We start from the raw sequence: 24840 nt of genomic DNA, 5'->3' as shown, positions 1-24840 counted from the left end.
AGGAAAGAAGAGAAGCAATGAACATGTTGACGAACGTGATCCTGGCAGTGCAGATGCTGTCCGCACTGGGCATGATCGGACTGATCCTGATCCAGCACGGCAAGGGTGCCGACATGGGGGCGGCCTTTGGCAGCGGCAGCGCCGGCAGCCTGTTCGGCGCCTCCGGCAGCGCGAACTTCCTCTCGCGCAGCACGGCCGGGCTGGCCACGGTGTTCTTCATCGCCACCCTGGCGCTGGCCTACCTGGGCAACAGCCGCCCGGCCGGTGTGGGCAGCGTGCTCGAAGGGCCGGGCGCCGCCGTGCCCGCCGTGACGGCACCTGCCGTAGAGGCTTCCGCACCCGTCGTGCCGGCCGAAGCGGCATCGGGCGCGGCGCAGATTCCCTCGAAATAAAAAATGTCACAATTTGGGTGCATGAGAGGCTGTCCAGGGTTTTTACCGGGTAGAATCCTGGATTGTCTGGAAAGCCAAAGCCTGCAAAGGTTCCTCATGCCATCCAGATGCATAAATCAGCCGTCGTGGTGAAATTGGTAGACACGCTATCTTGAGGGGGTAGTGGCGAAAGCTGTGCGAGTTCGAGTCTCGCCGACGGCACCAATACAAAACCTCTGCCCAGCCGGCCAGGCAGTGGTCGCCAGCGGGGCGGGGGAAGCGATGAGCACAACCCCAGATGAACCTCGATCAGTACCTCCCCGTTCTCTTGTTCATCCTGGTCGGCGCTGCGGTTGGCGTCGTTCCGCTGGTCCTGGGGTATGTGCTCGGCCCCAACCGGCCCGATCCCCAGAAAAATTCCCCCTACGAATGCGGCTTCGAGGCCTTCGAAGACGCGCGCATGAAGTTCGATGTGCGCTACTACCTGGTAGCCATCCTCTTCATCCTGTTTGACCTGGAAATCGCCTTCCTCTTCCCCTGGGCTGTGGCCTTGCAGGATGTGGGCTTGGCGGGTTTCGCCGCCGTTGCCATCTTTCTCGCCATTCTGGTCGTGGGCTTCGCCTATGAATGGAAAAAAGGCGCGCTGGACTGGGAATAAACGGCTCCAACAAGGACTGACACGATGATTGAAGGCGTGATGAAGGAAGGCTTCGTCACCACCAGCTACGACGCGGTGGTGAACTGGGCCAAGACCGGCTCCATCTGGCCCATGACCTTTGGTCTGGCCTGCTGCGCGGTGGAGATGATGCATGCGGCCTCGGCGCGTTATGACCTGGCGCGTTTCGGCGCCGAGGTGTTCCGCGCCAGTCCGCGCCAGTCCGACCTGATGATCGTGGCCGGCACCCTGTGCAACAAGATGGCGCCGGCCCTGCGCAAGGTGTACGACCAGATGTCCGAGCCGCGCTGGGTCCTGTCCATGGGCTCGTGCGCCAATGGTGGTGGCTACTACCACTACAGCTACTCGGTGGTGCGTGGCTGCGACCGCGTGGTGCCGGTGGATGTCTACGTGCCCGGCTGCCCGCCCACGGCGGAGGCCCTGATCTACGGCATTCTGCAGTTGCAGCAGAAGATCCGCCGTACCAACACCATCGCGCGCGTCTGAGGGTCCCATGACTGCTGTTGCCATTCGCCCCGAAGAAACCCGCGACGCCGTGGCCGCCGCCCTTGGCGGCAAGGTGCGTGCGCTGACGATCGCCCTCGATGAGGTCACGCTGGTCGTGTCCGCCACTGACTACCTGGAGGCCATGCGCCAGTTGCGCGACGCGCCCGGTTGCCGTTTCGAGCAGCTGGTGGACCTGTGCGGCGTCGATTACTCGGCCTACCGCGATATCGGCACCGATGGCCCGCGCTTCGCCGTAGTCTCGCACCTGCTCTCGGTCGGCCTGAACCAGCGCCTGCGCGTGAAGGTGTTCTGCGCCGACGACGACCTGCCGGTGATCGATTCGGTGACCGCCGTGTGGAGCGGCGCCAACTGGTTCGAGCGCGAGGCGTTCGACCTGTTCGGCATCGTCTTCGAAGGGCACGACGACCTGCGCCGCATCCTGACCGACTACGGCTTCATCGGCCATCCGTTCCGCAAGGATTTCCCGGTGTCGGGCCATGTGGAAATGCGCTACGACGCCGAGCGCCGCCGCGTGGTGTACGAGCCCGTGAGCATCGAGCCGCGCGAAATCACCCCGCGCATCATCCGCGAAGACAACTACGGAGGCCTGCACTGAGGCGCCGCAAGGCTGCCTTCGTGAACCACCATGGCTGAAATCAAGAACTACACCCTGAACTTTGGTCCGCAGCACCCGGCCGCGCACGGCGTGCTGCGCCTGGTGCTGGAGCTCGACGGCGAGGTCGTGCAGCGTGCCGACCCCCACGTGGGCCTGCTGCACCGCGCCACCGAGAAGCTGGCCGAGAGCAAGACCTTCATCCAGTCGCTGCCCTACATGGACCGTCTCGACTACGTGTCGATGATGTGCAACGAGCAGGCCTACTGCCTGGCGATCGAGAAGCTGCTGGGCATCGAGGTGCCGCTGCGTGCGCAGTACATCCGCACCATGTTCGGCGAGATCACGCGCCTGCTCAACCACCTGATGTGGCTGGGCTCGAACGGCATGGACCTGGGCGCCTCGACGGTGCTGATGTTCACCTTCCGCGAGCGCGAGTCGCTGTTCGACATGTACGAGGCCGCCTCTGGCGCGCGCATGCACGCGGCCTATTTCCGTCCGGGCGGCGTGTACCGCGACCTGCCCGACAGCATGGCGCAGTTCAAGGCCAGCAAAATCCGCAACGCCAAGGCGATGGAGGAGCTGAACCGCAACCGCCAGGGTTCGCTGCTGGACTACATCGACGACTTCTGCGCGCGCTTCCCGCGCTTCGTCGATGAATACGAGACGCTGCTGACCGACAACCGCATCTGGAAGCAGCGCACAGTGGGCATCGGCGTGGTTTCGCCCGAGCGGGCGCTGAACCTGGGCATGAGCGGCGTGATGCTGCGCGGCTCGGGCATTGCCTGGGACCTGCGCAAGAAGCAGCCCTACGACGCCTACGACCGCGTGGACTTCGACATTCCCGTGGGCAAGAACGGCGACTGCTACGACCGCTATCTGGTGCGCGTGGCCGAGATGCGCCAGTCCAACCGCATCATCAAGCAATGCGTCGATTGGCTGCGCGCCAATCCGGGCCCCGTCATCACCGACAACCACAAGGTGGCGCCCCCCCCGCGTGAGCGCATGAAGGCCGGCATGGAGGATTTGATCCACCATTTCAAGCTGTTCTCCGAGGGCTTCCGCGTGCCCGAGGGCGAGGCCTACGCCGCGGTGGAGCATCCCAAGGGCGAGTTCGGCATCTACATCGTCAGCGATGGCGCCAACAAGCCTTACCGCCTGAAGATCCGGGCGCCGGGGTTCGCCCACCTGTCGGCGTACAACGAGCTGACGCGCGGCCACATGATCGCCGACGCAGTGGCCATCATCGGCACCATGGATATCGTGTTCGGGGAGATTGATCGATGATTACCGAAGCGACCAAGCAGCGTTTCGCCCGCGAAGTGGCCAAGTACCCGCCGGAGCAGAAACAATCGGCCGTGATGGCCTGCCTGTCCATCGTGCAGCAGGAGCAGGGCTGGGTGAGCCAGGAGAGCGAGGCGGTGATCGCCGAGGTTCTCGGCATGCCGCAGATCGCGGTGCATGAGGTCACCACCTTCTACAACATGTACAACCAGCAGCCGGTGGGCAAGTTCAAGCTCAACGTCTGCACCAACCTGCCGTGCCAGTTGCGCGGCGGCTACGAGGCACTGCACCACCTCGAAGCCAAGCTGGGCATCCAGATGGGCGAGACCACGGCCGACGGCCTGTTCACGCTGCAGCAATGCGAGTGCCTGGGCGCCTGCGCCGACGCGCCGGTGATGCTGGTGAACGACCGCAACATGTGCAGCTTCATGGACGGCGAGAAGCTCGACCAGCTTGTCGACGGTCTCAAGGCTACGGAGGGCAAGGCATGACCACGGCTGCACAAATCCTGTCGCAATTTCAGGCCACGGGCGTACAGACCTGTTTCCACGACCGCCACATCAACGCGCAGATCTATGCCGATCTGAACGGCCGCAACTGGAGCATCAAGGACTACGAGGCGCGCGGCGGCTATGCCGCACTGCGCAAGATCCTCGGCGCCGACGGCGGCGAGGGCATGACCCAGGACCAGGTGATCGCCACCGTGAAGGAGTCGGGCCTGCGCGGACGCGGCGGCGCGGGCTTTCCCACGGGGCTGAAGTGGAGCTTCATGCCGCGCCAGTTCCCCGGGCAGAAGCATCTGGTCTGCAACTCCGACGAAGGCGAGCCGGGCACCTGCAAGGACCGTGACATCCTGATGTACAACCCCCACATCGTGATCGAGGGGATGATCATCGGTGCCTACGCCATGGGCATTTCGCTGGGCTACAACTACATTCACGGCGAGATTTTCCAGGTCTACGAACGCTTCGAGGCCGCTCTGGAAGAGGCGCGCGCCGCGGGCTACCTGGGCGACAAGATCCTGGGCAGCAGCTTCAGCTTCCAGCTCCACGCCCACCACGGTTTCGGCGCCTACATTTGTGGCGAAGAAACCGCCTTGCTCGAATCGCTCGAAGGCAAGAAGGGCCAGCCGCGCTTCAAGCCACCGTTCCCGGCCAGCTTCGGCCTGTACGGCAAGCCCACGACGATCAACAACACGGAAACCTTTGCCGCCGTGCCGTGGATCATCCGCAACGGCGGGCAGGCGTACCTGGAGTGCGGTAAGCCGAACAACGGCGGCACCAAGATCTTCTCGGTGTCGGGGGATGTGGAACGTCCGGGCAACTACGAAATCCCGCTGGGCACGCCGTTCGCCAAGCTGCTCGAACTCGCGGGTGGCGTGCGCAAGGGCCGCCAGCTCAAGGCCGTCATTCCTGGCGGGTCGTCTTCGCCGGTGCTGCCCGCCCACATCATGATGGACTGCACGATGGATTACGACTCCATCTCCAAGGCGGGTTCCATGCTGGGTTCGGGTGCGCTCATCGTGATGGACGACTCGCGCGATATGGTGGAATCGCTGCTGCGCCTGTCGTATTTCTACCAGCATGAATCCTGCGGCCAGTGCACGCCGTGCCGCGAGGGCACGGGCTGGCTGTGGCGCGTGGTGGATCGTATCCAGCATGGCCAGGGCCGCCCGGAAGACATCGAGTTGCTTGATTCCGTGGCCTTCAACATCATGGGCCGCACCATCTGTGCGTTGGGCGATGCCGCCGCCATGCCCGTGCGCGCCATGATCAAGCATTTCCGCCACGAGTTTGAAGCCAAGATTCAGGCGGCTACCAAGGCCTCCGCTGCCTGATCGCGAGAAAGCATATGGTTGAAATTGAACTGGACGGTCAGAAGGTGGAGGTTGGCGAGGGCAGCATGGTGATCCATGCGGCGGAAAAGGCCAACGTCTACATTCCCCATTTCTGCTACCACAAGAAGCTGTCGATCGCGGCCAGCTGCCGCATGTGCCTGGTCGACGTCGAGAAGGCGCCCAAGCCCATGCCGGCCTGCGCCACGCCGGTGACGCAAGGCATGATCGTGCGCACCAAGACCGACAAAGCCATCAAGGCGCAGCAGTCGGTGATGGAGTTCCTGCTCATCAACCACCCGCTGGACTGCCCGATCTGCGACCAGGGCGGCGAGTGCCAGCTGCAGGATCTGGCCGTGGGCTATGGTGCATCGTCTTCCCGCTATGGCGAGGAAAAGCGCGTGGTGCCGGCCAAGGACATTGGCCCGCTGATTTCCACCGAGGAGATGACCCGCTGCATCCACTGCACGCGTTGCGTGCGTTTCGGCCAGGAGATCGGCGGCGTCATGGAGCTGGGTATGGTCAACCGGGGTGAGCACTCCGAGATCACCCCGGTCAAGGGCGATACGGTCGACTCCGAACTCTCGGGCAACATGATCGACGTGTGCCCCGTGGGCGCGCTGACGAGCAAGCCTTTCCGCTACAGCGCCCGCACCTGGGAACTTTCGCGCCGCAAGTCGGTGTCGCCACACGACTCGACCGGGGCCAACCTCATCGTCCAGGTGAAGAACCACAAGGTCATGCGCGTCGTTCCGTTCGAGAACGACGCCGTGAACGAGTGCTGGATTGCCGACCGTGACCGCTTCTCCTACGAGGCGCTGAACGGCGACGAACGCCTGACGCGCCCCATGCTGAAGCAGGGCGGCCAGTGGCAGGAAGTCGATTGGCAGACCGCGCTCGAATACGTGGCCAATGGCCTGAAGTGCGTGCGCGACAAGCATGGCGCCGGTGCCATCGGCGCACTCGTGAGCCCGCACAGCACGCTGGAGGAACTGTACCTTGCGGGCGCCCTGGTGCGCGGTGTGGGCAGCGACAACATCGACTATCGCCTGCGCAACGCCGAGTTCCCAGCGTTCGAGGGTGTGCGCTGGCTGGGCTTGCCGATCGCTGCCTTGTCCGAACTGCAGTCGGTGCTGGTGCTGGGCTCGAATCTGCGCAAGGACCACCCCTTGTTCGCGCAGCGCATCCGCCAGGCGGCACGCAAGGGCGCCAAGGTGTTCGCGATCAATGGCCAGGCCTACGACTGGGCCATGCCCGCCGTGCATTCGGTGGTCGCGCCGGCCGACTGGACCCAGGCGCTGGCCGACGTTGCCGCCGCCGTGGCGCAGGAAAAAGGTGTGGATGCACCGGCCCAGGGCCAGGCCGATGGCGAGGCATTGACGATCGCCCGTGCGCTGCTCTCCGGGGAGCGCAAGGCGGTTCTCCTGGGCAACGCAGCCGCCCACCATGCCCAGGCGTCCAGCCTGCTGGCGCTGGTGCAGTGGATCGCCGTGCAAACCGGCGCGGCGTTCGGCTATCTGACGGAGGCCGCCAATACCGTGGGCGCGCAGTTCGCCGGAGCGCAGCCGCGCCACGGTGGCCTGAACGCGCAGCAGATGCTGGCGGGCGGCCTCAAGGCAGCACTGCTGCTCAATACCGAGCCGGAGTTCGACTCCGCGGCTGGTGCGCGCACGGCCCAGGGTTTGGCCGAGGTCGACATGGTGGTCACGCTCAGTCCGTTCAAGACCAATATGGCGTTCAGCGACGTGCTGCTGCCGATCGCGCCCTTCACCGAAACGTCCGGCAGCTTCGTCAACGCGCAGGGTCTCATCCAGAGCTTCCATGCTGTGGTGAGGCCCCTGGGCGAAACACGCCCCGCGTGGAAGGTGCTGCGCGTGCTGGCCAATCTGATGGGCGTTCCGGGTGTGGCGTTCGAGTCCTCGCAGGAAGTCCTGGCACAGGCTGCTGGCGGCTTGGCCAGCCTGCCGGCCGAGCAACTGAGCAATGCCACCCAGGCACCCATCGCCGTGGCCCATGGCCCTGCAGAGGCGCCCGTGGCGGCGAGCATTTATCAACTGGACAGCCTGGTGCGCCGCGCGCCCGCGCTGCAACTGACCGCTGACGCCCGCGAGGCACGTGAAGGGGCCGCTGCATGATCGACGCGCTGTACAACGGAGGCCTGAACCTCATTGCCCAGCCCTGGTGGATGGGCGTGGCGTGGCCCGTGCTGTGGATTCTGATCAAGATCGTCTGCATCCTGGCGCCGCTCATGGGTGCCGTGGCCTATCTCACGTTGTGGGAACGCAAGCTGCTCGGTTTCATGCAGGTGCGCGTGGGCCCGAACCGCGTCGGCCCGCTGGGCCTGCTGCAACCGATTGCCGATGGCCTGAAGCTCCTGACCAAGGAAATCATCGAGCCGACGGCGGCCAGCAAAGGGCTGTTCTTCCTCGGGCCGGTGATGGCCATCATGCCGGCCCTGGCCGCCTGGGTGGCCATTCCCTTCGGCCCCGACGTCGCGCTGGCGAACGTGAATGCCGGGCTGCTGCTCATCATCGCCATCACCTCCATCGAGGTCTATGGCGTCATCATCGCGGGCTGGGCGTCCAACTCCAAGTACGCCTTCCTGGGTGCGCTGCGTGCTTCGGCACAGATGGTGAGCTATGAAATCGCCATGGGCTTCTGCTTCCTGGTGGTCATCATGGTGTCGGGCAGCATGAACCTGACCGAGATCGTCCTGGCGCAAGCCAAGGGTTCGGCGTTCAGCGGCATGTTCGCTGGCACGTTCGTGGCATGGAACTGGCTGCCGCTGCTGCCCATCTTCGTGGTGTACCTGATTTCCAGCGTGGCCGAAACCAACCGCCACCCGTTCGACGTGGTCGAAGGCGAGGCGGAGATCGTGGCCGGCCACATGGTCGAGTATTCGGGCATGGGCTTCGCCATCTTCTTCCTGGCGGAATACGCCGCGATGTGGCTGGTCTCCATCCTGGCCGTGCTGATGTTCCTGGGTGGCTGGCTGCCGCCGTTCGAGGCCCTGTCCTTCATCCCGGGCTGGATCTGGCTCGCAGCCAAGACGTTCCTGGTGGTCTCCATGTTCATCTGGATCCGTGCGACCTTCCCGCGCTACCGCTATGACCAGATCATGCGCCTGGGCTGGAAGATCTTCATCCCGGTCACGCTGGTGTGGCTGCTCATCGTCGGTGCCTGGCTGCACTCGCCGTGGAACATCTGGAAATAAGCGGGGAAGAGAATGTCTGCTGCTGTCGCAACGTCCTTCTCGATCAAGGACTTTTTCAAGAGCTTCATGCTCTGGGAGCTCGCCAAGGGCATGGCCCTGACGGGACGCTATACCTTCGCGCGCAAGGTCACCGTGTACTACCCCGAGGAGAAGACGCCGCTGTCGCCGCGTTTTCGCGGGCTGCACGCGCTGCGCCGCTATGACAACGGCGAGGAGCGCTGCATCGCCTGCAAGCTGTGCGAGGCCGTGTGCCCGGCGATGGCCATCACCATCGAATCCGACGTGCGCGCCGATGGCTCGCGCCGCACCACGCGCTACGACATCGACCTGACCAAGTGCATCTTCTGCGGTTTCTGCGAGGAAAGCTGCCCGGTGGATTCGATCGTGGAAACGCAAATCTTCGAGTACCACGGCGAAAAGCGCGGCGACCTGTACTTCACCAAGGACATGCTCTTGGCCGTTGGCGACCGCTACGAGCCTCAGATCGCCGCGGCCAAGGCCGCGGACGCCAAGTACCGCTGAGGCGGCGCCTGAACCACTGCGAGAAATTCATGGACGCCAAAACTGGTTTTTTCTATCTCTTCTCGGTCGTGCTGCTGTTCGCCGCCTTCCGTGTCATCACGGCGCGCAACCCGGTGCACGCCGTGCTCAACCTCATCCTGGCCTTTTCGCAGGCGGCAGGCATCTGGCTGCTGCTGAAGGCGGAGTTCCTCGGTATCACCCTGGTGCTGGTTTATCTGGGCGCGGTGATGGTGCTGTTCCTGTTCGTGGTGATGATGCTGGACATCCGCATCGACACCGTGCGCCAGGGCTTCTGGAAGCATTTCCCGCTGGCGGCCCTGGTCGGCGCCATCATCGCCTTTGAAATGGCGCTGGTGCTGATGGGCGGCTTCCGCGGCATCGATGAGCCCAAGGCCATGACCGCCCTGGTCGATGCCGCAGGCCAGGCCGTGCCGTATTCGAACACCAAGGTGCTGGGCAAGCTGCTCTACACGCAGTACCTGTACCCGGTAGAGATCGCCGCCGTGATCCTGCTCGTGGCCATGGTCGCGGCCATCGCGCTGACGCTGCGCAAGCGCAAGGACACCAAGACCGTCGAGGCGGCCATGCAGCTGCGTGCACGCGCACAGGACCGCGTCGAGCTGGTCAAGATGGCAGTCACCCGCAAGGCGGAGCCCGTGGCGGCTGCCGAAGCAGAGGAGAAGAAAGCATGACGTTGACCCTGGGCCACTACCTCACGCTGGGCGCGATGCTGTTCGCCATCGCCGTCGTGGGTATCTTTCTCAACCGCAAGAACCTGATCGTCCTGCTCATGGCCATTGAGCTGATGCTGCTGGCCGTGAACATGAACTTCGTCGCCTTCTCCAGCTACCTCGGAGACATGCACGGCCAGGTGTTCGTGTTCTTCATCCTCACCGTGGCGGCGGCCGAGTCCGCCATCGGCCTGGCCATCCTGGTGCTGTTGTTCCGCAACAAGACCAGCATCAATGCCGAAGACCTCAACACCCTTAAGGGTTGAGCCCCGGTTCATCGCAAGGTTCTGAAGAAATGAGTCAAACCCTTTCTGCTTCGACACTGCTGGCGGTGCCCTTGGCGCCGCTGGCGGGCTCTGCCTTGGCCGGTCTCTTCGGCACCGCGTTCGGCGGCAACTGGATCGGCCGCCGCTTGTCGCACACGCTCACCATTCTCGGTGTGTTCGTGGCATTCGTCCTGTCGGCGCTGACCTTGTACAGCGTGGCGGTGCATGGCGCGCGCTTCAACGAGACCATCTACACCTGGATGGTGGTTGGCGGCCTGAAGATGGAGGTGGGCTTCCTTGTGGACAGCCTGACGGCCATGATGATGGTCGTGGTGACCTTCGTGTCGCTGATGGTGCACATCTACACCATCGGCTACATGGAAGAGGATGACGGCTACAACCGCTTCTTCTCCTACATCTCGCTGTTCACGTTCTCCATGCTCATGCTGGTCATGAGCAACAACCTGCTGCAGCTGTTCTTCGGCTGGGAGGCGGTGGGCCTGGTGTCGTACCTGCTGATCGGCTTCTGGTTCAACAAGCCGACGGCCATCTTCGCCAACATGAAGGCCTTCCTGGTCAACCGCGTCGGCGACTTCGGCTTCATCCTGGGCATCGGCCTGATCGCGGCCTACGCGGGCACGCTGAACTACGGCGAAATCTTCGCCAAGTCGGCCGAGCTGGGCGGTCTGGGCTTCCCCGGTACCGACTGGATGTTGATCACCGTGATCTGCATCTGCCTGTTCATCGGCGCCATGGGCAAGTCGGCGCAGTTCCCGCTGCACGTGTGGCTGCCCGATTCGATGGAAGGCCCCACGCCGATCTCCGCGCTGATCCACGCCGCCACCATGGTGACGGCGGGCATCTTCATGGTCTCGCGCATGTCGCCGCTGTTCGAGCTGTCCGACACCGCGCTGAACTTCATCCTCGTGATCGGTGCCATCACGGCGCTGTTCATGGGCTTCCTGGGCATCATCCAGAACGACATCAAGCGTGTGGTGGCCTATTCCACGCTGTCGCAGCTCGGCTACATGACCGTGGCGCTGGGCGCCTCGGCCTACTCGGTGGCCGTGTTCCACCTGATGACGCACGCCTTCTTCAAGGCGCTGCTGTTCCTCGGCGCGGGCTCAGTCATCATGGGCATGCACCACAACCAGGACATCCGCTGGATGGGCGCCGTACGCAAGTACATGCCCATCACCTGGATCACCTCGCTGCTGGGTTCGCTGGCGCTGATCGGTACGCCGCTGTTCTCCGGTTTCTATTCCAAGGACAGCATCATCGAAGCCGTGCATGAAAGCCACCTCCCGGCCGCAGGCTTCGCGCACTTCGCGGTGCTCGCTGGCGTGTTCATCACGGCGTTCTATTCGTTCCGCATGTATTTCCTGGTCTTCCATGGCAAGGAACGCTACGACCAGAATCCCGACGCCCACCACCATGGGCATGACGACCACCATGGCCACGGCCACGACGACAAGCCGCACGAGTCGCCATGGGTGGTGACGGTTCCCTTGGTGCTGCTGGCCATTCCCTCGGTGGTCGTCGGCTTCCTGTTCATCCAGCCGATGCTGTTTGGCGACTTCTTCAAGGACGTGATTTTTGTCGATGCCGCCAAGCACCACGCAATGGCGGAGCTGGCGCAGGCCTTCCATGGCCCGGTGGCCATGGCGCTGCACGGCCTGCAGACGGCGCCTTTCTGGCTGGCCTTGGCGGGCGTGGTGGCCGCGTACTACATGTACATGGTGAATCCGGCTCTGCCGGCCGCCATCAAGCGCGCGGCCCAGCCCATCTACACGCTGCTGGAAAACAAGTACTACCTCGACTGGATCAACGAGAACATCATCGCCCGCGGCGCCCGTGCATTGGGCGTGGGGCTGTGGAAGGGCGGCGACCAGGCGATCATCGACGGCGCCGTGGTGAACGGTTCCTGGAAGCTGGTGGGCTGGTTCGCGGGCATCGTCCGCTGGGTGCAGTCCGGCTATATCTTCCATTACGCGCTGGTCATGATTCTGGGTGTGTTCGGGCTCATGACGTACTTCGTGTGGCTCAACAAGTAGGAGCACTATAAAAATGGGTTTGTTGAGTCTTGCCATTTGGACGCCGATCGCCTTCGGCACCTTGCTTCTGCTGCTCGGGCGCGAGCAGCAGGCAGGCGCCGTGCGCTGGCTTGCGCTGATCGGAGCGCTGGCCGGCCTGGCGGTGACGGTTCCGCTGTACGAAGGGTTCCAGCTCGGCACCGCCGCGATGCAGTTCGTCGAGAAGGCGCCCTGGATCGGCCGCTTCAACGTCAACTACCACCTCGGCGTGGACGGCCTGTCCTTCTGGTTCGTGCCGCTGACGGCCTTCATCACGGTGATCGTGGTCATCGCCTCGTGGCAGTCGATCACGGAGCGGGTCAACCAGTACATGGGGGCCTTCCTGATCCTGTCCGGGCTGATGATCGGCGTGTTCAGCGCGCTCGACGGCCTGCTGTTCTACGTGTTCTTCGAGGCCACGCTGATCCCGATGTACCTGATCATCGGCATCTGGGGCGGCCCCAACAAGATCTACGCGGCGTTCAAGTTCTTCCTGTACACGCTGCTGGGCTCGCTGCTGACGCTGGTCGCCATCATCTACCTGTACAACCAGGCAGGCGGCAGTTTCGACATCCTCACCTGGCACCAGTTGCCGCTGTCGCGCACCGCGCAGACCCTGGTGTTCTTCGCCTTCTTCGCGGCCTTTGCGGTGAAGGTGCCGATGTGGCCCGTCCACACCTGGCTGCCCGACGTGCACGTCGAGGCGCCCACCGGCGGTTCCGCCGTGCTGGCTGCCATCATGCTGAAGCTGGGGGCCTACGGCTTCCTGCGCTTTTCCATGCCCATCGCGCCCGATGCCGCGCGGGAATGGGCCTGGCTCATCATCGCCCTGTCGCTGATCGCCGTGATCTACGTGGGCCTGGTGGCCATGGTGCAGAAGGACATGAAGAAGCTGGTGGCGTATTCGTCCGTGGCGCACATGGGCTTCGTCACGCTGGGCTTCTTCGTCTTCAACGACCTCGGCGTGTCGGGCGGCATCGTGCAGATGATTGCCCACGGCTTCGTGTCGGGCGCCATGTTCCTGTCCATCGGCGTGCTCTACGACCGCGTGCACTCGCGCGAGATCGCCGCCTACGGTGGCGTGGTCAACACCATGCCCAAGTTCGCCGCGTTCGCCCTGCTGTTCTTCATGGCCAATTGCGGCCTCCCCGGCACGGCAGGCTTCGTGGGCGAATGGATGGTGATCCTGGCCGCCGTGAAGTTCAACTTCTGGATCGGCCTGGGTGCCGCGACCGCGCTCATCTTCGGCGCTGCCTACAGCCTCTGGATGTTCAAGCGCGTCTACCTGGGCGCCGTGGCCAACGACGACGTCAAGGCGCTGAAGGACATCTGCAACCGTGAATTCCTGGTGCTGGCCCTGCTGGCCATCGCCGTGCTCTACATGGGCTTGTACCCGCGCCCCTTCACCGACGTGATGGATGCGTCCGTGGCCGAACTGCTCAAGCATGTGGCCCAGACCAAGCTCCACTGACCAGACTGAACTGAGAGATTCGAGATGATTGACAACATCAGCTGGCTGGCGGTCTACCCCGAGATCGTTCTTCTGGTCATGGGCTGCGTGATCGCCCTGGTGGACCTGGGTGTTTCGAGCACCCGCCGCACCGCGACCTATGTGCTCACCTTGCTGACCATGGGCGTGGTGGCCGTGCTGGAGGGCATGTACGCCGCCAGCGGCAATACCTTCTATGGCTGGGGCAACATGGTCGTGTCCGATGCCATGGGCAACTGGCTCAAGTGCTTCGCGGCCGTCGCCATGATGGTCACCCTGGTCTATGGCCGCCCCTACGCCGCCGACCGCAGCATGCTGGAGCGCGGCGGCGAACTGTTCACGCTGTCCATCTTCGCGCTGCTGGGCATGTTCGTCATGATCTCGGCAAACAACTTCCTGGTGATCTACCTCGGCCTGGAACTGCTCACGCTGTCGAGCTACGCCCTGGTGGCGCTGCGCCGCGACCACGAAGGCTCGGTCGAAGCCGCGATGAAGTACTTCGTGCTCGGCGCGATGGCCAGCGGCTTCCTGCTGTATGGCATGTCGATGCTGTATGGCGCCACCGGCTCGCTGGACATCGGCGAAGTGTTCAAGGCCATCAACGCGGGCCAGATCCGCCACCAGGTGCTGGTGTTCGGCCTGGTCTTCATCGTCGCCGGCCTGGCGTTCAAGATGGGTGCCGTGCCCTTCCACATGTGGATTCCCGACGTGTACCACGGCGCTCCGACCGCGGTGACGCTGATCATCGGCGGCGCGCCCAAGCTGGCGGCGTTCGCCATTGCCATGCGGCTCTTGGTGGACGGCTTGCTGCCCCTGGCGATCGACTGGCAGCAGATGCTGGCCGTGCTCGCCATCGGCTCGCTGTTCGTGGGCAACATCATCGGCGTGATGCAGACCAACCTCAAGCGCATGCTGGCCTACTCGACCATCTCCCATATGGGCTTCATGCTGCTGGGCCTGATGTCGGGCGTGGTCAACGGCACGGTGGACGCCACGGCGGCCGAGAACGCCTACAGCTCCGCCATGTTCTACGTCGTCACCTACGTGCTGACCGCGCTGCCTGCCTTCGGCGTGATCGTGCTGCTGGCCCGCGAAGGCTTCGAGAGCGAGGAAATCGCCGATTTCGCCGGCTTGAACCAGCGCAGTCCGCTGTACGCGGGCGTCATGGCCGTGTGCCTGTTCTCCCTGGCGGGCATTCCGCCGCTGGTGGGCTTCTACGCCAAGCTGGCGGTCCTGCAGGCGCTGGTCGCTTCCGGCAGCGGCTTCCATATCGCACTGGCCGTGTTCGCCGTGATCATGTCCCTGATCGGCGCGTTCTACTACCTGCGCGTGGTGAAGGTCATGTACTTCGACAAGCCCCTGACGGCCTCGCGCGTGTCGGCGCCCGCCGACGTGCGCCTGACCTTGGTTGCCAACGGCGCCCTGGTCCTGGTGCTGGGCCTGCTGCCCGGCGGCCTGATGGCCCTGTGCGCGGACGCCGTCGTGCGCGCGCTGGCTTCCTGACGCATCGGCATGTCGCAGTCGGCCTCTGTCTGGCTCGTGATTCTGGTTGCCTTCGTGGCGGCCAACCTTCCCTTCGTCAGCCGGCGCTGGCTGCTGGTCGGCCCCCTGGCCCAGCCAGCCAAGCCCCTGGTGGCGCGCCTGGGTGAGCTGGTGCTGCTGTACTTCATCGTGGGTGCGCTGGCCTTGCTGCTGGAGCGGCGCGCCGGGCAGATCGCGCCCCAGGGCTGGGAGTTCTATGCCGTCACCGCGACCTTGTTCGCGACCTTCGCCTTCCCGGGCTTTGTCTTCCGCTACCTGGTACGCCGCCGCCGCTGAGCGCCATGAAGGTGCTGAACCTGCATTGTGGCGAGGGGCATGTCTTCGAGGGCTGGTTCGCCGGCGAGGAAGATTTCCAGGCCCAGCTGCAGCAAGGCTTGCTTGAATGCCCCGTGTGCGGCACCCATGAGGTGCGCAAGGCCCTCAGCGCGCCCCGCCTGAACCTGGGCGCCAGGGCGCCGGCGGCACCCCCTTCTGCAGAAGACGCCCCCGCGCCGCCGGGCGCTCCTGGCGCGGCGCTGCAAGCGGCCTGGCTGCACGCTGCGCGCAGGATCATGGCCGAGACCGAGGACGTGGGCGCGCGCTTCGCCGACGAGGCGCGCCGCATGCACTACGGCGAAGCGGCGCAGCGCGCCATCCGGGGCCAGGCCAGCCTGCAGGAAACGGCCCGGTTGCTCGACGAAGGCATTGCCGTCCTTCCCTTGCCCCTTCCTGCCGCAGCCAAGGAAACCCTGCAGTAAGCGCACCTTTCGCGGTTTCGTTTGCTATTCAATCGAGAGCTGCTTGTGCTTGCTGCACAAGGGTTTTAGCCATTTTTCCTGCTGAATTCCTGCGCCTCTGCGGGTTGTCGCGATAGGCGTTTATACATAGGCATTTCTCCCATTTGTCGCGCCCCCGGGGCCGCATACGATGCCGTACAGCACCAAGGCTGCGCCATTCTGGCGCGCGGGTGCGCCGTGCAGCATTCAAGGAAAAGCCTTCAGCGCAATGAGTGACGTCATTCTCGAAACCTCCCGCCTGACCAAGGAATTCAAGGGCTTTACCGCCGTCAGCGATGTGAACCTGAGCGTGCGCCGGGGCTCCATCCATGCGCTGATCGGGCCCAATGGCGCAGGCAAGACCACCTGTTTCAACCTGCTCACCAAGTTCCTGGAGCCCACCTCGGGCACCATCCGTTTCAACGGACAGGACATCACCCGTGAGCAGCCCGCGCAGATCGCGCGCCGTGGCGTGATCCGCTCGTTCCAGATCTCCGCCGTCTTCCCGCACCTGACGCTGATGGAGAACGTGCGCCTGGGCCTGCAGCGCAGGCTCGGCACCTCGTTCCATTTCTGGCGCAGCGAGAAGTCGCTCGACCAGCTCAATGGCCGCGCCATGCAACTGCTGGCCGAGGTCGGGTTGGAGTCGCTGGCCGACGAAGTCACCGTGAACCTGCCCTACGGCCGCAAGCGCGCGCTGGAGATCGCCACCACGCTGGCGATGGAGCCCGAGCTCATGCTGCTGGACGAGCCGACGCAGGGCATGGGCCACGAGGACGTGGACCGCGTCACGCAGCTCATCAAGAAGGTGTCGGCCGGCCGCACCATCCTGATGGTGGAACACAACATGAAGGTGATCTCGACCATCGCCGACCGCATCACGGTGCTGCAGCGCGGCGCCGTGCTGGCCGAGGGCGCCTACGAGGAAGTCTCGAACAACCCCCAAGTGATGGAAGCCTACATGGGCACGACGGACGGTCAACTGCAGGGAGCGCACTGACATGGCGGCACCCGCACTCGAAATCAAGGGCCTGCAGGCCTGGTACGGCGAATCGCATGTGCTGCACGGCGTCGACCTGGTAGTCCAGCCGGGCGAGGTGGTGACGCTGCTGGGCCGCAATGGCGCGGGCCGCACGTCCACCATGCGGGCCATCATGGGCCTGACCGGCGCGCGCAAGGGCTCGATCCGCATCAACGGGCGCGAAACCATCGGGTTGCCCACGCACCGCATCGCCCACCTGGGCGTGGGCTATTGCCCCGAGGAGCGCGGCATTTTCTCCAGCCTGTCGTGCGAGGAAAACCTGCTCCTGCCGCCGCAGCTCAAGACCGGCCACGCCGGCATGACGCTGGAGCAGATCTACGCCATGTTCCCCAACCTGGCCGAGCGCAAGAACAGCCAGGGCACGCGCCTGTCGGGCGGCGAGCAGCAGATGCTGGCGGTGGCGCGCATCCTGCGCACCGGCGCCAAGCTGCTGCTGCTCGATGAAATTTCCGAAGGACTGGCGCCGGTGATCGTGCAGGCGCTGGCGCGCATGATCACCACGCTGCGCCAGCAGGGCTACACCGTGGTCATGGTGGAGCAGAACTTCCGCTTCGCCGCGCCGCTGGCGGACCGCTTCTACGTCATGGAGCACGGCCGCATGGTGGAGCACTTCGGTGCCAGCGAGCTGCAGGCCAAGATGCCGGTGCTCAACCAATTGCTGGGTGTCTGAAAAGACAGCTTTTTTTCAAACGACAAGGAGACAGCTATGCATCCCACCCTCAAAACCCTGGCCGCCTTGATGGGCGCAGCGGGCTTGGCCATGTCGGCTGCCCACGCGCAGGACAAGGTCAAGATCGGCCTGATCACCGACATGTCGAGCCTGTATGCCGACGTGGAAGGCAAGAACGGCGCTGTCGCCATCCAGATGGCCATCGACGACTTCGGCGGCAAGGTGCTGGGCAAGCCCATCGAGCTGCTATCGGCCGACCACCAGAACAAGGCCGACATCGCCGCCAGCAAGGCGCGCGAGTGGATCGACACGCAGGGCCTGACCATGCTGTTCGGCGGCACCAACTCCGGCACGGCCCTGGCCATGGCCAAGATCGCCGAGGAGAAGAAGCGTGTGTACTTCAACAGCGGCGCAGGCTCCTCCGCGCTGACCAACGAGCAGTGCACGCCCTATACCGTGCACTACGCCTACGACACCGTGGCGCTGGCCAAGGGTACCGGCGGCGCGGTGGTCAAGCAGGGCGGCAAGGACTGGTTCTTCCTCACGGCCGACTATGCCTTCGGCCAGGCGCTGCAGGACGACACCACCAAGGTCGTCACCGCCGCGGGCGGCAAGGTGCTGGGCAGCGTCAAGCACCCGCTGAATGCCTCCGACTTCTCCTCGTTCCTGCTGCAGGCGCAGAACTCCAAGGCGCAGATCCTGGGCCTGGCCAACGCGGGCGGCGACACCATCAACGCCATCAAGGCGGCGAAGGAATTCGGCATCAACAAGAGCATGAAGATGGCCGGCCTGCTGGTGTTCCTGACCGACATCCACAGCCTGGGCCTGCGCAACACCGAAGGCCTGCTGCTCACCACGAGCTGGGACTGGAACCTGAACGACCAGACGCGCGCGTTCGGCAAGAAATTCTTCGCCAAGACCAAGCGCATGCCCACCGACATCCACGCGGCCGACTACTCCGCCACCATGAACTACCTCAAGGCCGTGCAGGCCGCCGGCACCACCGACGCCGACAAGGTCATGGCCAAGCTCAAGTCCACGCCGATCAACGACTTCTACGCCAAGGGCCAGATCCGCGCCGACGGCCGCTTCGTGCACGACATGTACCTGATGCAGGTGAAGGCCCAGTCCGAGTCCAAGGAGCCCTGGGACTACTACAAGGTTGTCGCCAAGCTGCCCGGCGATGAGGTCTTCACCACCAAGGCCGAAAGCAAGTGCGCGCTGTGGAAGTGAGCCTGTGCCAACCACCTTTCAGGAGACATGACATGAAGCACGCAAAATTCACCGCGCTGGCGCTGCTGCTCGGTTCGGCCGGCCTGCTGGCAGGCGCCGCGCACGCGCAGGACAAGGTCAAGATCGGCTACATCTCCGACCTGTCGAGCCTGTACGCCGACTTGGAAGGCAAGGGCGGCGCCACCGCCATCCAGATGGCCATCGACGACTTCGGCGGCAAGGTGCTGGGCAAGCCCATCGAGCTGCTCACCGTGGACCACCAGAACAAGGCCGACATCGCCGCCAGCAAGGCGCGCGAGTGGATCGACACGCAGAACCTGACGATGATCTTCAGCGGCACCAACTCCGGCGTCGCCTTGGCGCTGGCCAAGGTCGCCGAGGAGAAGAAGCGCGTGATGATCAACAACGGCGCGGGCAGCTCTGCCCTGACCAACGAGGCGTGCACCCCCTACACCGTGCACTACGCCTACGACACCGTGGCGCTGTCCAAGGGCGCAGCGGGTGCCATCGTCGATGGCGGCGGCAAGAGCTGGTTCTTCCTCACCGCAGACTATGCCTTCGGCCACGCCATGGAGGCGGATGCGTCCGCCGTCGTCAAGGCCAAGGGCGGCACGGTGGCGAGCGCGGTGCGCCACCCGCTGAATGCGTCGGACTTCTCTTCGTTCCTGCTGCAGGCGCAGAACTCCAAGGCCCAGGTGCTGGCGCTGGCCAACGCGGGCGGCGACACCATCAACACCATCAAGGCGGCCAAGGAGTTCGGCATCGACAAGACGATGAAGATCGCCCCGCTGCTGGTCTTCTACAGCGACATCCACAGCCTGGGCCTGAAGAACACCGCCGGCATGCAGTTCGTCACCAGCTGGTATTGGGACATGGACGCCGCCTCGCGCAAGTTCGCCGACGCGTACATGAAGAAGACCCAGCGCCGCCCGACCGAGATCCAGGCCGCCGACTACTCGGCCACCATGAACTACCTCAAGGCCGTGCAGGCCGCCGGCACCACCGACGCCGATAAGGTCATGGAAACCTGGCGTGGCATGAAGATGGACGACTTCTTCGCCAAGGGCCAGATCCGCGCCGATGGCAGCTACATCCACGACATGTACCTGGTCCAGGTCAAGGAGCCCAAGGAATCCAAGGGCACCTGGGACTACTACAAGATCGTGAAGAAGCTGTCCGGCGACGACGTCTTCACCGCCAAGGCCGAAAGCAAGTGCGCGCTGTGGAAGTGACGCGCTGCTGACCCGAACCGATCCCCACCCCTTATTGCGTCTCCTGCACCCATGGAAATCTTCGGTGTATCCATGCCAGCCATGCTGAGCCAGCTCCTGCTGGGGCTGGTCAATGGCTCGTTCTATGCCATCCTCAGCCTCGGGCTGGCGGTGATCTTCGGCCTGCTCAACGTGATCAACTTCGCCCACGGCGCGTTGTTCATGCTCGGGGCCCTGCTGACCTGGATGGGCATGAGCTATCTGGGCGTCAACTACTGGGTCATGCTGGTGGCCGCGCCGCTGGTGGTGGGGGTCTTCGGGGTGGTGATCGAGCGCCTGCTGCTGCGCTGGATCTACAAGCTCGACCACCTCTACGGCCTGCTGCTGACGCTGGGCCTGACGCTGCTGATCGAGGGCGTGTTCCGCTCCATCTACGGCGTCTCCGGCCTGGGCTACGACACGCCCGAGCTGCTCGAAGGCGCGACCAACCTCGGCTTCATGATCCTGCCCAACTACCGTGCCTGGGTCGTCGTGGCCTCGCTCGCCGTGTGCGTGGCCACCTGGTACGTGATCGAGAAGACCAAGCTCGGCGCCTACCTGCGTGCCGGCACCGAGAACCCGCGCCTGGTCGAGGCCTTCGGCGTCAACGTGCCGGTGATGATCACGCTCACCTATGCCTTCGGCGCGGCGCTGGCGGCCTTCGCCGGCGTGCTCGCGGCACCGGTGTACCAGGTCACGCCGCTGATGGGGCAGAACCTCATCATCGTGGTCTTCGCCGTGGTGGTGATCGGGGGCATGGGCTCCATCATGGGCTCCATCCTCACCGGCCTCGGCCTGGGGGTGGTCGAAGGCTTCACCAAGGTCTTCTACCCCGAGGCTTCGTCCACCGTGGTGTTCGTCATCATGGCTATCGTCCTCCTGATCCGCCCCGCAGGCCTGTTCGGCAAAGAGAAGTGAGCAAGGGGCCCAACGCATGAACTCGAAAAAATTCGCTCCTATCGGCTATGGCCTGCTGCTGCTGGGCCTGATCGCGGCGCCGCTGCTGGGTGCCTACCCGGTGTTCGTGATGAAGCTGCTGTGCTTCGCACTGTTCGCCTCGGCCTTCAACCTGCTGCTGGGCTACACCGGCCTGCTGTCCTTCGGCCACGCGGCCTTCCTGGGCGGCGCGGCCTACGTCACCGGCCATGCGGTCAAGGTCTGGGGCGCCACGCCCGAACTGGGCCTGCTCGCCGGCCTGCTCACGGGCGCGCTGCTCGGCCTGGTGATGGGCTGGTTCACCATCCGGCGCCAGGGCATCTACGCCACCATGATCACGCTGGCGCTCGCGCAGATGCTGTTCTTCGCGGCGCTGCAGGCCAAGTTCACCGGCGGCGAGGACGGCCTGCAGGGCGTGCCGCGCGGCAAGCTGTTCGGCCTGATCGACCTGTCCAGCGACATGGCCATGTACTACGTGTGCCTGGCCGTGGTGGCGCTGGCCTTCCTGGTCATCGTGCGCACCATCCACTCGCCGTTCGGCCAGGTGCTCAAGGGCATCAAGGAGAACGAGCCGCGCGCCACGTCCCTGGGCTACGACACCAACCGCTTCAAGCTGCTGGCCTTCGTCATCTCCGCCGCAATCGCTGGCCTGGCCGGTTCGCTCAAGACCCTGGTGCTGGGCTTCGCCACGCTGTCCGACGTGCACTGGAGCGCCTCCGGCCACGTCGTGCTGATGACGCTGGTGGGCGGCCTGGGCACGCTCAGCGGCCCGCTCGTCGGCTCCGCCGTGGTGGTGCTGCTGGAGAACAAGATCGGCGAACTGGGCACGCTGCTGGCGCAGTGGACCACCATCGACTGGTTCAACACCCTGGGCGAATCGGTGACCATCGTCACAGGCCTGATCTTCGTGGTCTGCGTGCTGGCCTTCCGCCGCGGCATCATGGGCGAGCTCATCGCATGGATCGAGCGCCGCCGTGCGGGGTGAATCTGATGCTCCTGTTCCGATAGCTGCCAGCGCTTGGCAGGGGCCAAATTCCGGTTGATTCATGCCGGAAAGTGGCTTGCAGAAAGCGCTGCCAGCTATCAAGTAGATAGCGAAAGGAACGGGGCCTCACGGCCCCGTTCGTTTCCAGGTTCAATCCGCTGCGCCGGGCACCAGCGCCAGTGCGCCGTGCAGCAGCTGCGCCAGGGCGTCCGGCGCGTCGCAGGCGATGGCGCGGCGCTGCGGCATGGCGCGCAGCCAGGTGATCTGGCGCTTGGCGAGCTGGCGCGTGGCGGCGATGCCACGCTCGCGCAGCCCGTCCAGGTCCAGCGGCCGGCCGCTGGCGGCCTCGGCGTCGAGTGCCTCCCAGGCCTGGCGGTAGCCCACGCAGCGCATGCTGGGCAGGTCGGGGTGCAGGTCGCCGCGCGCGCGCAGGGCCCGCACTTCCTGCACCAGGCCCGCCTGCAGCATGGCGTCGAAGCGCTGCGCGATGCGCGCGTGCAGCCAGGCGCGGTCTTGTGGTTCCAAGGAAAAAAGGGCGGTAACGCATACTGGGCCTGCGCTAGCAGCTCCTTTTTTTGTAGTGTGAAAGCTGGACAGGGGCCGCCCCGACACATGCCACACCTCCAGCGCGCGCTGGATGCGCTGGCTGTCGCCGGGCGCCAGGCGCGCGGCCGTGGCCGGGTCCACGCGCGCCAGCTCGGCGTGCAGCGCGGGCCAGCCTCCGTGCGCGGCCTGCGCGTCGATGCGCGCGCGCACGGCGGCGTCAGCGGGCGGCATGTCGTCGATGCCGTCGAACAGCGCCTTGAAATACAGCATGGTGCCGCCCACCAGCAGCGGCAGGGCGCCGCGCGCGCGGATCTCGTCCACGAGCCGCGTGGCATCCTGCACGAACTCGGCCGCGCTGTAGGCCTGCAGCGGGTCGCGGATGTCGATCAGGTGGTGCGGCACGCTGGCGCGCTCGCCCGCGCTGGGCTTGGCCGTGCCGATGTCCATGCCGCGGTACACCAGGGCCGAATCGACGCTGACGATCTCCGTGCGCACGCCGCGCCGCGCCAGCACCGCCGCCAGCGCCAGGGCGCCCGCCGTCTTGCCGCAGGCGGTGGGGCCGGCGATGGCGATGCAGGGCAGGGCAGAGGGGCAGGCGGGCGCGGACATAGGCGTGCGAGCGTAGCAAAGAATGCCGGGGCCGGAAAAAACAAAGCCCCGTGCCGTGGCACGGGGCTGGAAGGCGCGGCCGGCCGCCCCGGCGGGGCGGGCCGCAGCAGGGTCAGATCACGCCCTGGGCGGTCATCGCGTCGGCCACCTTCACGAAGCCGGCGATGTTGGCGCCGTCGATGTAGCTCACGCTGCCGTCGGCGCGCTTGCCGTACTGCAGGCAGGCGGCGTGGATGCCCTGCATGATCTGCAGCAGGCGCGCGTCCACTTCGTCGCGCGTCCACGACAGGCGCATGGCGTTCTGGCTCATTTCCAGGCCCGAGGTGGCCACGCCGCCGGCATTGCTGGCCTTGCCGGGTGCATAGAGCACGCCCGCGGCCTCGAATGCCTTGGCCGCCTCGATGGTCGAGGGCATGTTCGCGCCCTCGGCCACGCACAGCACGCCGTTGGCGATCAGCACCTTGGCGTCGTTCTCGTCCAGCTCGTTCTGCGTGGCGCAGGGCAGGGCCACGTCCGCCTTGATGTGCCAGGGCGTCTTGCCGGCGATGAACTCGGCGCCCACCTTCTCGGCGTACTCGTTCACGCGGCCGTAGCGGTGGTTCTTCACGTCCATGAGGATGGCCAGCTTTTCGGGCGTGAAACCGTCCTTGTCGTACACCGTGCCCGACGAGTCGGACACCGTGACCACCTTGGCGCCGAGCTGCATGGCCTTTTCCACGGCGTACTGCGCCACGTTGCCCGAGCCGGAGACGGATACCGTCTTGCCCTGGAACGACTGGCCGCGCGTCTTGAGCATCTCGTCGGCGAAGTACACCGTGCCGTAGCCCGTGGCCTCGGGGCGGATCAGCGAGCCGCCGAAGCTCAGGCCCTTGCCGGTGAACACGCTGGCGGCGTTGTTGGCCAGCTTCTTGTACATGCCGGCCATGTAGCCGACCTCGCGGCCGCCCACGCCGATGTCACCGGCGGGCACGTCGGTGTCGGGGCCGACGTGGCGGAACAGCTCCGTCACGAAGGCCTGGCAGAAGCGCATGACCTCGGTGGGGCTCTTGCCCTTGGGGTCGAAGTCCGAGCCGCCCTTGCCGCCGCCCATGGGCAGCGTGGTCAGCGCGTTCTTGAAGGTCTGCTCGAACGCCAGGAACTTGAGCACCGACTGGTTCACCGAGGGGTGGAAGCGGATGCCGCCCTTGTACGGGCCGATGGCCATGCTGTGCTGGATGCGGAAGCCCCGGTTCACATGCACGGTGCCGTGGTCGTCCTGCCAGCTCACGCGGAACTGGATGGCGCGCTCGGGCTCGACGAGGCGCTCCAGCAGGCCGTTCTCGGCGTACTTGGGGTGCTTTTCGATGAAGGGCCACAGGCTTTCCATGACCTCGGTCACGGCTTGCAGGAACTCGGGCTGGCCGGGGTTGCGCTGGGCAACGTGTTCAAGGAATTGGCCTACGGACGCGTACTTCATAAGAAAAGGCTTTCGATGAGAAAAAGTTATGTGGCAGTGCAGCAATGAATTATGCCAAAAACGTATGTACTCATGCATAACCGTCGCACCGTTTTGGTGATAAATGCGGCGCATATGCCACGTTGTGGTGCTGTACGCACCAAAAAAGAGGATTTCCACGCAGGGTGCTGTGGCGCCGTGGGCGTTTGTGGTGCGTTTTTGCAGCGGCCTGGGGTGGCGGCACGAGGGGGCCGAATGCCTTCATGTCCGGTTCAGGTC

At 64.9% G+C, this 24840-nt stretch carries 25 protein-coding genes and 1 tRNA gene; 24 read left to right on the top strand and 2 right to left on the bottom strand.

The genetic code is table 11. From position 1 onward, the window contains the following. The first annotated feature begins 17 nt into the window (after nt 1–17). The 24 genes from secG (at nt 18) to YS110_08180 (ending at nt 21971) form a co-directional block, all read left to right on the top strand. A complete protein-coding gene (secG, locus tag YS110_08295; GenBank protein UJB64741.1) occupies nt 18–392 on the top strand; it encodes a preprotein translocase subunit SecG in 375 nt (124 codons plus the stop codon). A 119-nt stretch (nt 393–511) separates the two neighbouring features. Beyond that, nucleotides 512–596: transfer RNA gene (locus tag YS110_08290), tRNA-Leu, on the top strand. A gap of 73 nt (nt 597–669) precedes the next feature. Beyond that, nucleotides 670–1029 carry an NADH-quinone oxidoreductase subunit A gene (locus YS110_08285; GenBank protein UJB64740.1) on the top strand — a complete coding sequence of 120 codons (360 nt, stop codon included), beginning with the start codon at nt 670–672 and terminating at the stop codon, nt 1027–1029. Between the two features lie 24 nt (nt 1030–1053). Further along, nucleotides 1054–1533 (top strand): NADH-quinone oxidoreductase subunit B, encoded by a 480-nt coding sequence (locus tag YS110_08280; protein ID UJB64739.1) that lies wholly within the window; start codon nt 1054–1056, stop codon nt 1531–1533. Between the two features lie 7 nt (nt 1534–1540). Further along, entirely contained in the window at nt 1541–2149 is a 609-nt protein-coding gene (locus YS110_08275) for an NADH-quinone oxidoreductase subunit C (protein UJB64738.1), read from the top strand. A 30-nt stretch (nt 2150–2179) separates the two neighbouring features. Continuing rightward, on the top strand, nt 2180–3433 hold the full coding sequence (locus YS110_08270; protein ID UJB64737.1) for an NADH-quinone oxidoreductase subunit D: 1254 nt from the start codon (nt 2180–2182) through the stop codon (nt 3431–3433). Then, the gene (gene nuoE / locus YS110_08265) at nt 3430–3921 is read left to right on the top strand and encodes an NADH-quinone oxidoreductase subunit NuoE (protein UJB64736.1); all 492 of its coding nucleotides are present in this window, start codon (nt 3430–3432) and stop codon (nt 3919–3921) included. The genes YS110_08270 and nuoE overlap by 4 nt, the downstream gene beginning before the upstream one ends. Next, nucleotides 3918–5267: an NADH-quinone oxidoreductase subunit NuoF gene (nuoF, locus tag YS110_08260; GenBank protein ID UJB64735.1), complete on the top strand. Its 1350-nt coding sequence runs from the start codon at nt 3918–3920 to the stop codon at nt 5265–5267. Before nuoE ends, nuoF begins: the two co-directional genes overlap by 4 nt. A 14-nt stretch (nt 5268–5281) precedes the next feature. Next, nucleotides 5282–7399, top strand: coding sequence for an NADH-quinone oxidoreductase subunit G (locus YS110_08255; GenBank protein ID UJB64734.1), 2118 nt, complete (start codon nt 5282–5284; stop codon nt 7397–7399). Continuing rightward, nucleotides 7396–8478 (top strand): NADH-quinone oxidoreductase subunit NuoH, encoded by a 1083-nt coding sequence (gene nuoH / locus YS110_08250; GenBank protein UJB64733.1) that lies wholly within the window; start codon nt 7396–7398, stop codon nt 8476–8478. Before YS110_08255 ends, nuoH begins: the two co-directional genes overlap by 4 nt. Before the next feature lie 12 nt (nt 8479–8490). Further along, complete coding sequence (nuoI, locus tag YS110_08245; protein ID UJB64732.1) at nt 8491–9000, top strand: NADH-quinone oxidoreductase subunit NuoI; 510 nt, start codon at nt 8491–8493, stop codon at nt 8998–9000. A gap of 29 nt (nt 9001–9029) precedes the next feature. Continuing rightward, nucleotides 9030–9692 (top strand): NADH-quinone oxidoreductase subunit J, encoded by a 663-nt coding sequence (locus tag YS110_08240; protein ID UJB64731.1) that lies wholly within the window; start codon nt 9030–9032, stop codon nt 9690–9692. Then, on the top strand, nt 9689–9997 hold the full coding sequence (gene nuoK, locus YS110_08235) for an NADH-quinone oxidoreductase subunit NuoK (protein ID UJB64730.1): 309 nt from the start codon (nt 9689–9691) through the stop codon (nt 9995–9997). Before YS110_08240 ends, nuoK begins: the two co-directional genes overlap by 4 nt. Before the next feature lie 29 nt (nt 9998–10026). Then, the gene (gene nuoL / locus YS110_08230) at nt 10027–12051 is read left to right on the top strand and encodes an NADH-quinone oxidoreductase subunit L (GenBank protein UJB64729.1); all 2025 of its coding nucleotides are present in this window, start codon (nt 10027–10029) and stop codon (nt 12049–12051) included. A gap of 13 nt (nt 12052–12064) precedes the next feature. Continuing rightward, nucleotides 12065–13540 (top strand): NADH-quinone oxidoreductase subunit M, encoded by a 1476-nt coding sequence (locus YS110_08225; protein UJB64728.1) that lies wholly within the window; start codon nt 12065–12067, stop codon nt 13538–13540. A gap of 24 nt (nt 13541–13564) precedes the next feature. Beyond that, complete coding sequence (gene nuoN, locus YS110_08220; protein ID UJB64727.1) at nt 13565–15061, top strand: NADH-quinone oxidoreductase subunit NuoN; 1497 nt, start codon at nt 13565–13567, stop codon at nt 15059–15061. Between the two features lie 9 nt (nt 15062–15070). Next, complete coding sequence (locus YS110_08215; GenBank protein ID UJB64726.1) at nt 15071–15376, top strand: DUF2818 family protein; 306 nt, start codon at nt 15071–15073, stop codon at nt 15374–15376. Between the two features lie 5 nt (nt 15377–15381). After that, on the top strand, nt 15382–15837 hold the full coding sequence (locus YS110_08210) for a DUF1178 family protein (GenBank protein ID UJB64725.1): 456 nt from the start codon (nt 15382–15384) through the stop codon (nt 15835–15837). Nucleotides 15838–16084: 247 nt separating this feature from the next. After that, on the top strand, nt 16085–16855 hold the full coding sequence (locus YS110_08205; protein UJB64724.1) for an ABC transporter ATP-binding protein: 771 nt from the start codon (nt 16085–16087) through the stop codon (nt 16853–16855). A 1-nt stretch (nt 16856) separates the two neighbouring features. Then, on the top strand, nt 16857–17567 hold the full coding sequence (locus tag YS110_08200; GenBank protein UJB64723.1) for an ABC transporter ATP-binding protein: 711 nt from the start codon (nt 16857–16859) through the stop codon (nt 17565–17567). A 36-nt stretch (nt 17568–17603) separates the two neighbouring features. Then, nucleotides 17604–18800, top strand: a complete 1197-nt coding sequence (locus YS110_08195; GenBank protein UJB64722.1) for an ABC transporter substrate-binding protein — start codon at nt 17604–17606, stop codon at nt 18798–18800. 32 nt (nt 18801–18832) lie between these two features. Continuing rightward, a complete protein-coding gene (locus tag YS110_08190) occupies nt 18833–20032 on the top strand; it encodes an ABC transporter substrate-binding protein (GenBank protein UJB64721.1) in 1200 nt (399 codons plus the stop codon). 51 nt (nt 20033–20083) lie between these two features. Continuing rightward, the gene (locus YS110_08185; GenBank protein UJB64720.1) at nt 20084–20968 is read left to right on the top strand and encodes a branched-chain amino acid ABC transporter permease; all 885 of its coding nucleotides are present in this window, start codon (nt 20084–20086) and stop codon (nt 20966–20968) included. A gap of 16 nt (nt 20969–20984) precedes the next feature. Beyond that, nucleotides 20985–21971, top strand: coding sequence for a branched-chain amino acid ABC transporter permease (locus tag YS110_08180; protein ID UJB64719.1), 987 nt, complete (start codon nt 20985–20987; stop codon nt 21969–21971). A gap of 150 nt (nt 21972–22121) precedes the next feature. Here YS110_08180 and miaA read toward each other — a convergent pair whose 3' ends face one another. Then, nucleotides 22122–23126, bottom strand: coding sequence for a tRNA (adenosine(37)-N6)-dimethylallyltransferase MiaA (gene miaA / locus YS110_08175; protein ID UJB64718.1), 1005 nt, complete (start codon nt 23124–23126; stop codon nt 22122–22124). A gap of 112 nt (nt 23127–23238) precedes the next feature. Then, nucleotides 23239–24582 (bottom strand): NADP-specific glutamate dehydrogenase, encoded by a 1344-nt coding sequence (gene gdhA, locus YS110_08170; GenBank protein ID UJB64717.1) that lies wholly within the window; start codon nt 24580–24582, stop codon nt 23239–23241. Nucleotides 24583–24840: the final 258 nt, after the last annotated feature.

This window comes from Acidovorax sp. YS12 (assembly GCA_021496925.1).
In the GTDB taxonomy this organism is placed as follows: Bacteria; Pseudomonadota; Gammaproteobacteria; order Burkholderiales; family Burkholderiaceae_C; genus Paenacidovorax.
Note: the sequence above shows the minus strand (reverse complement) of the source record. Positions and strands in the feature narration are given on the sequence as shown.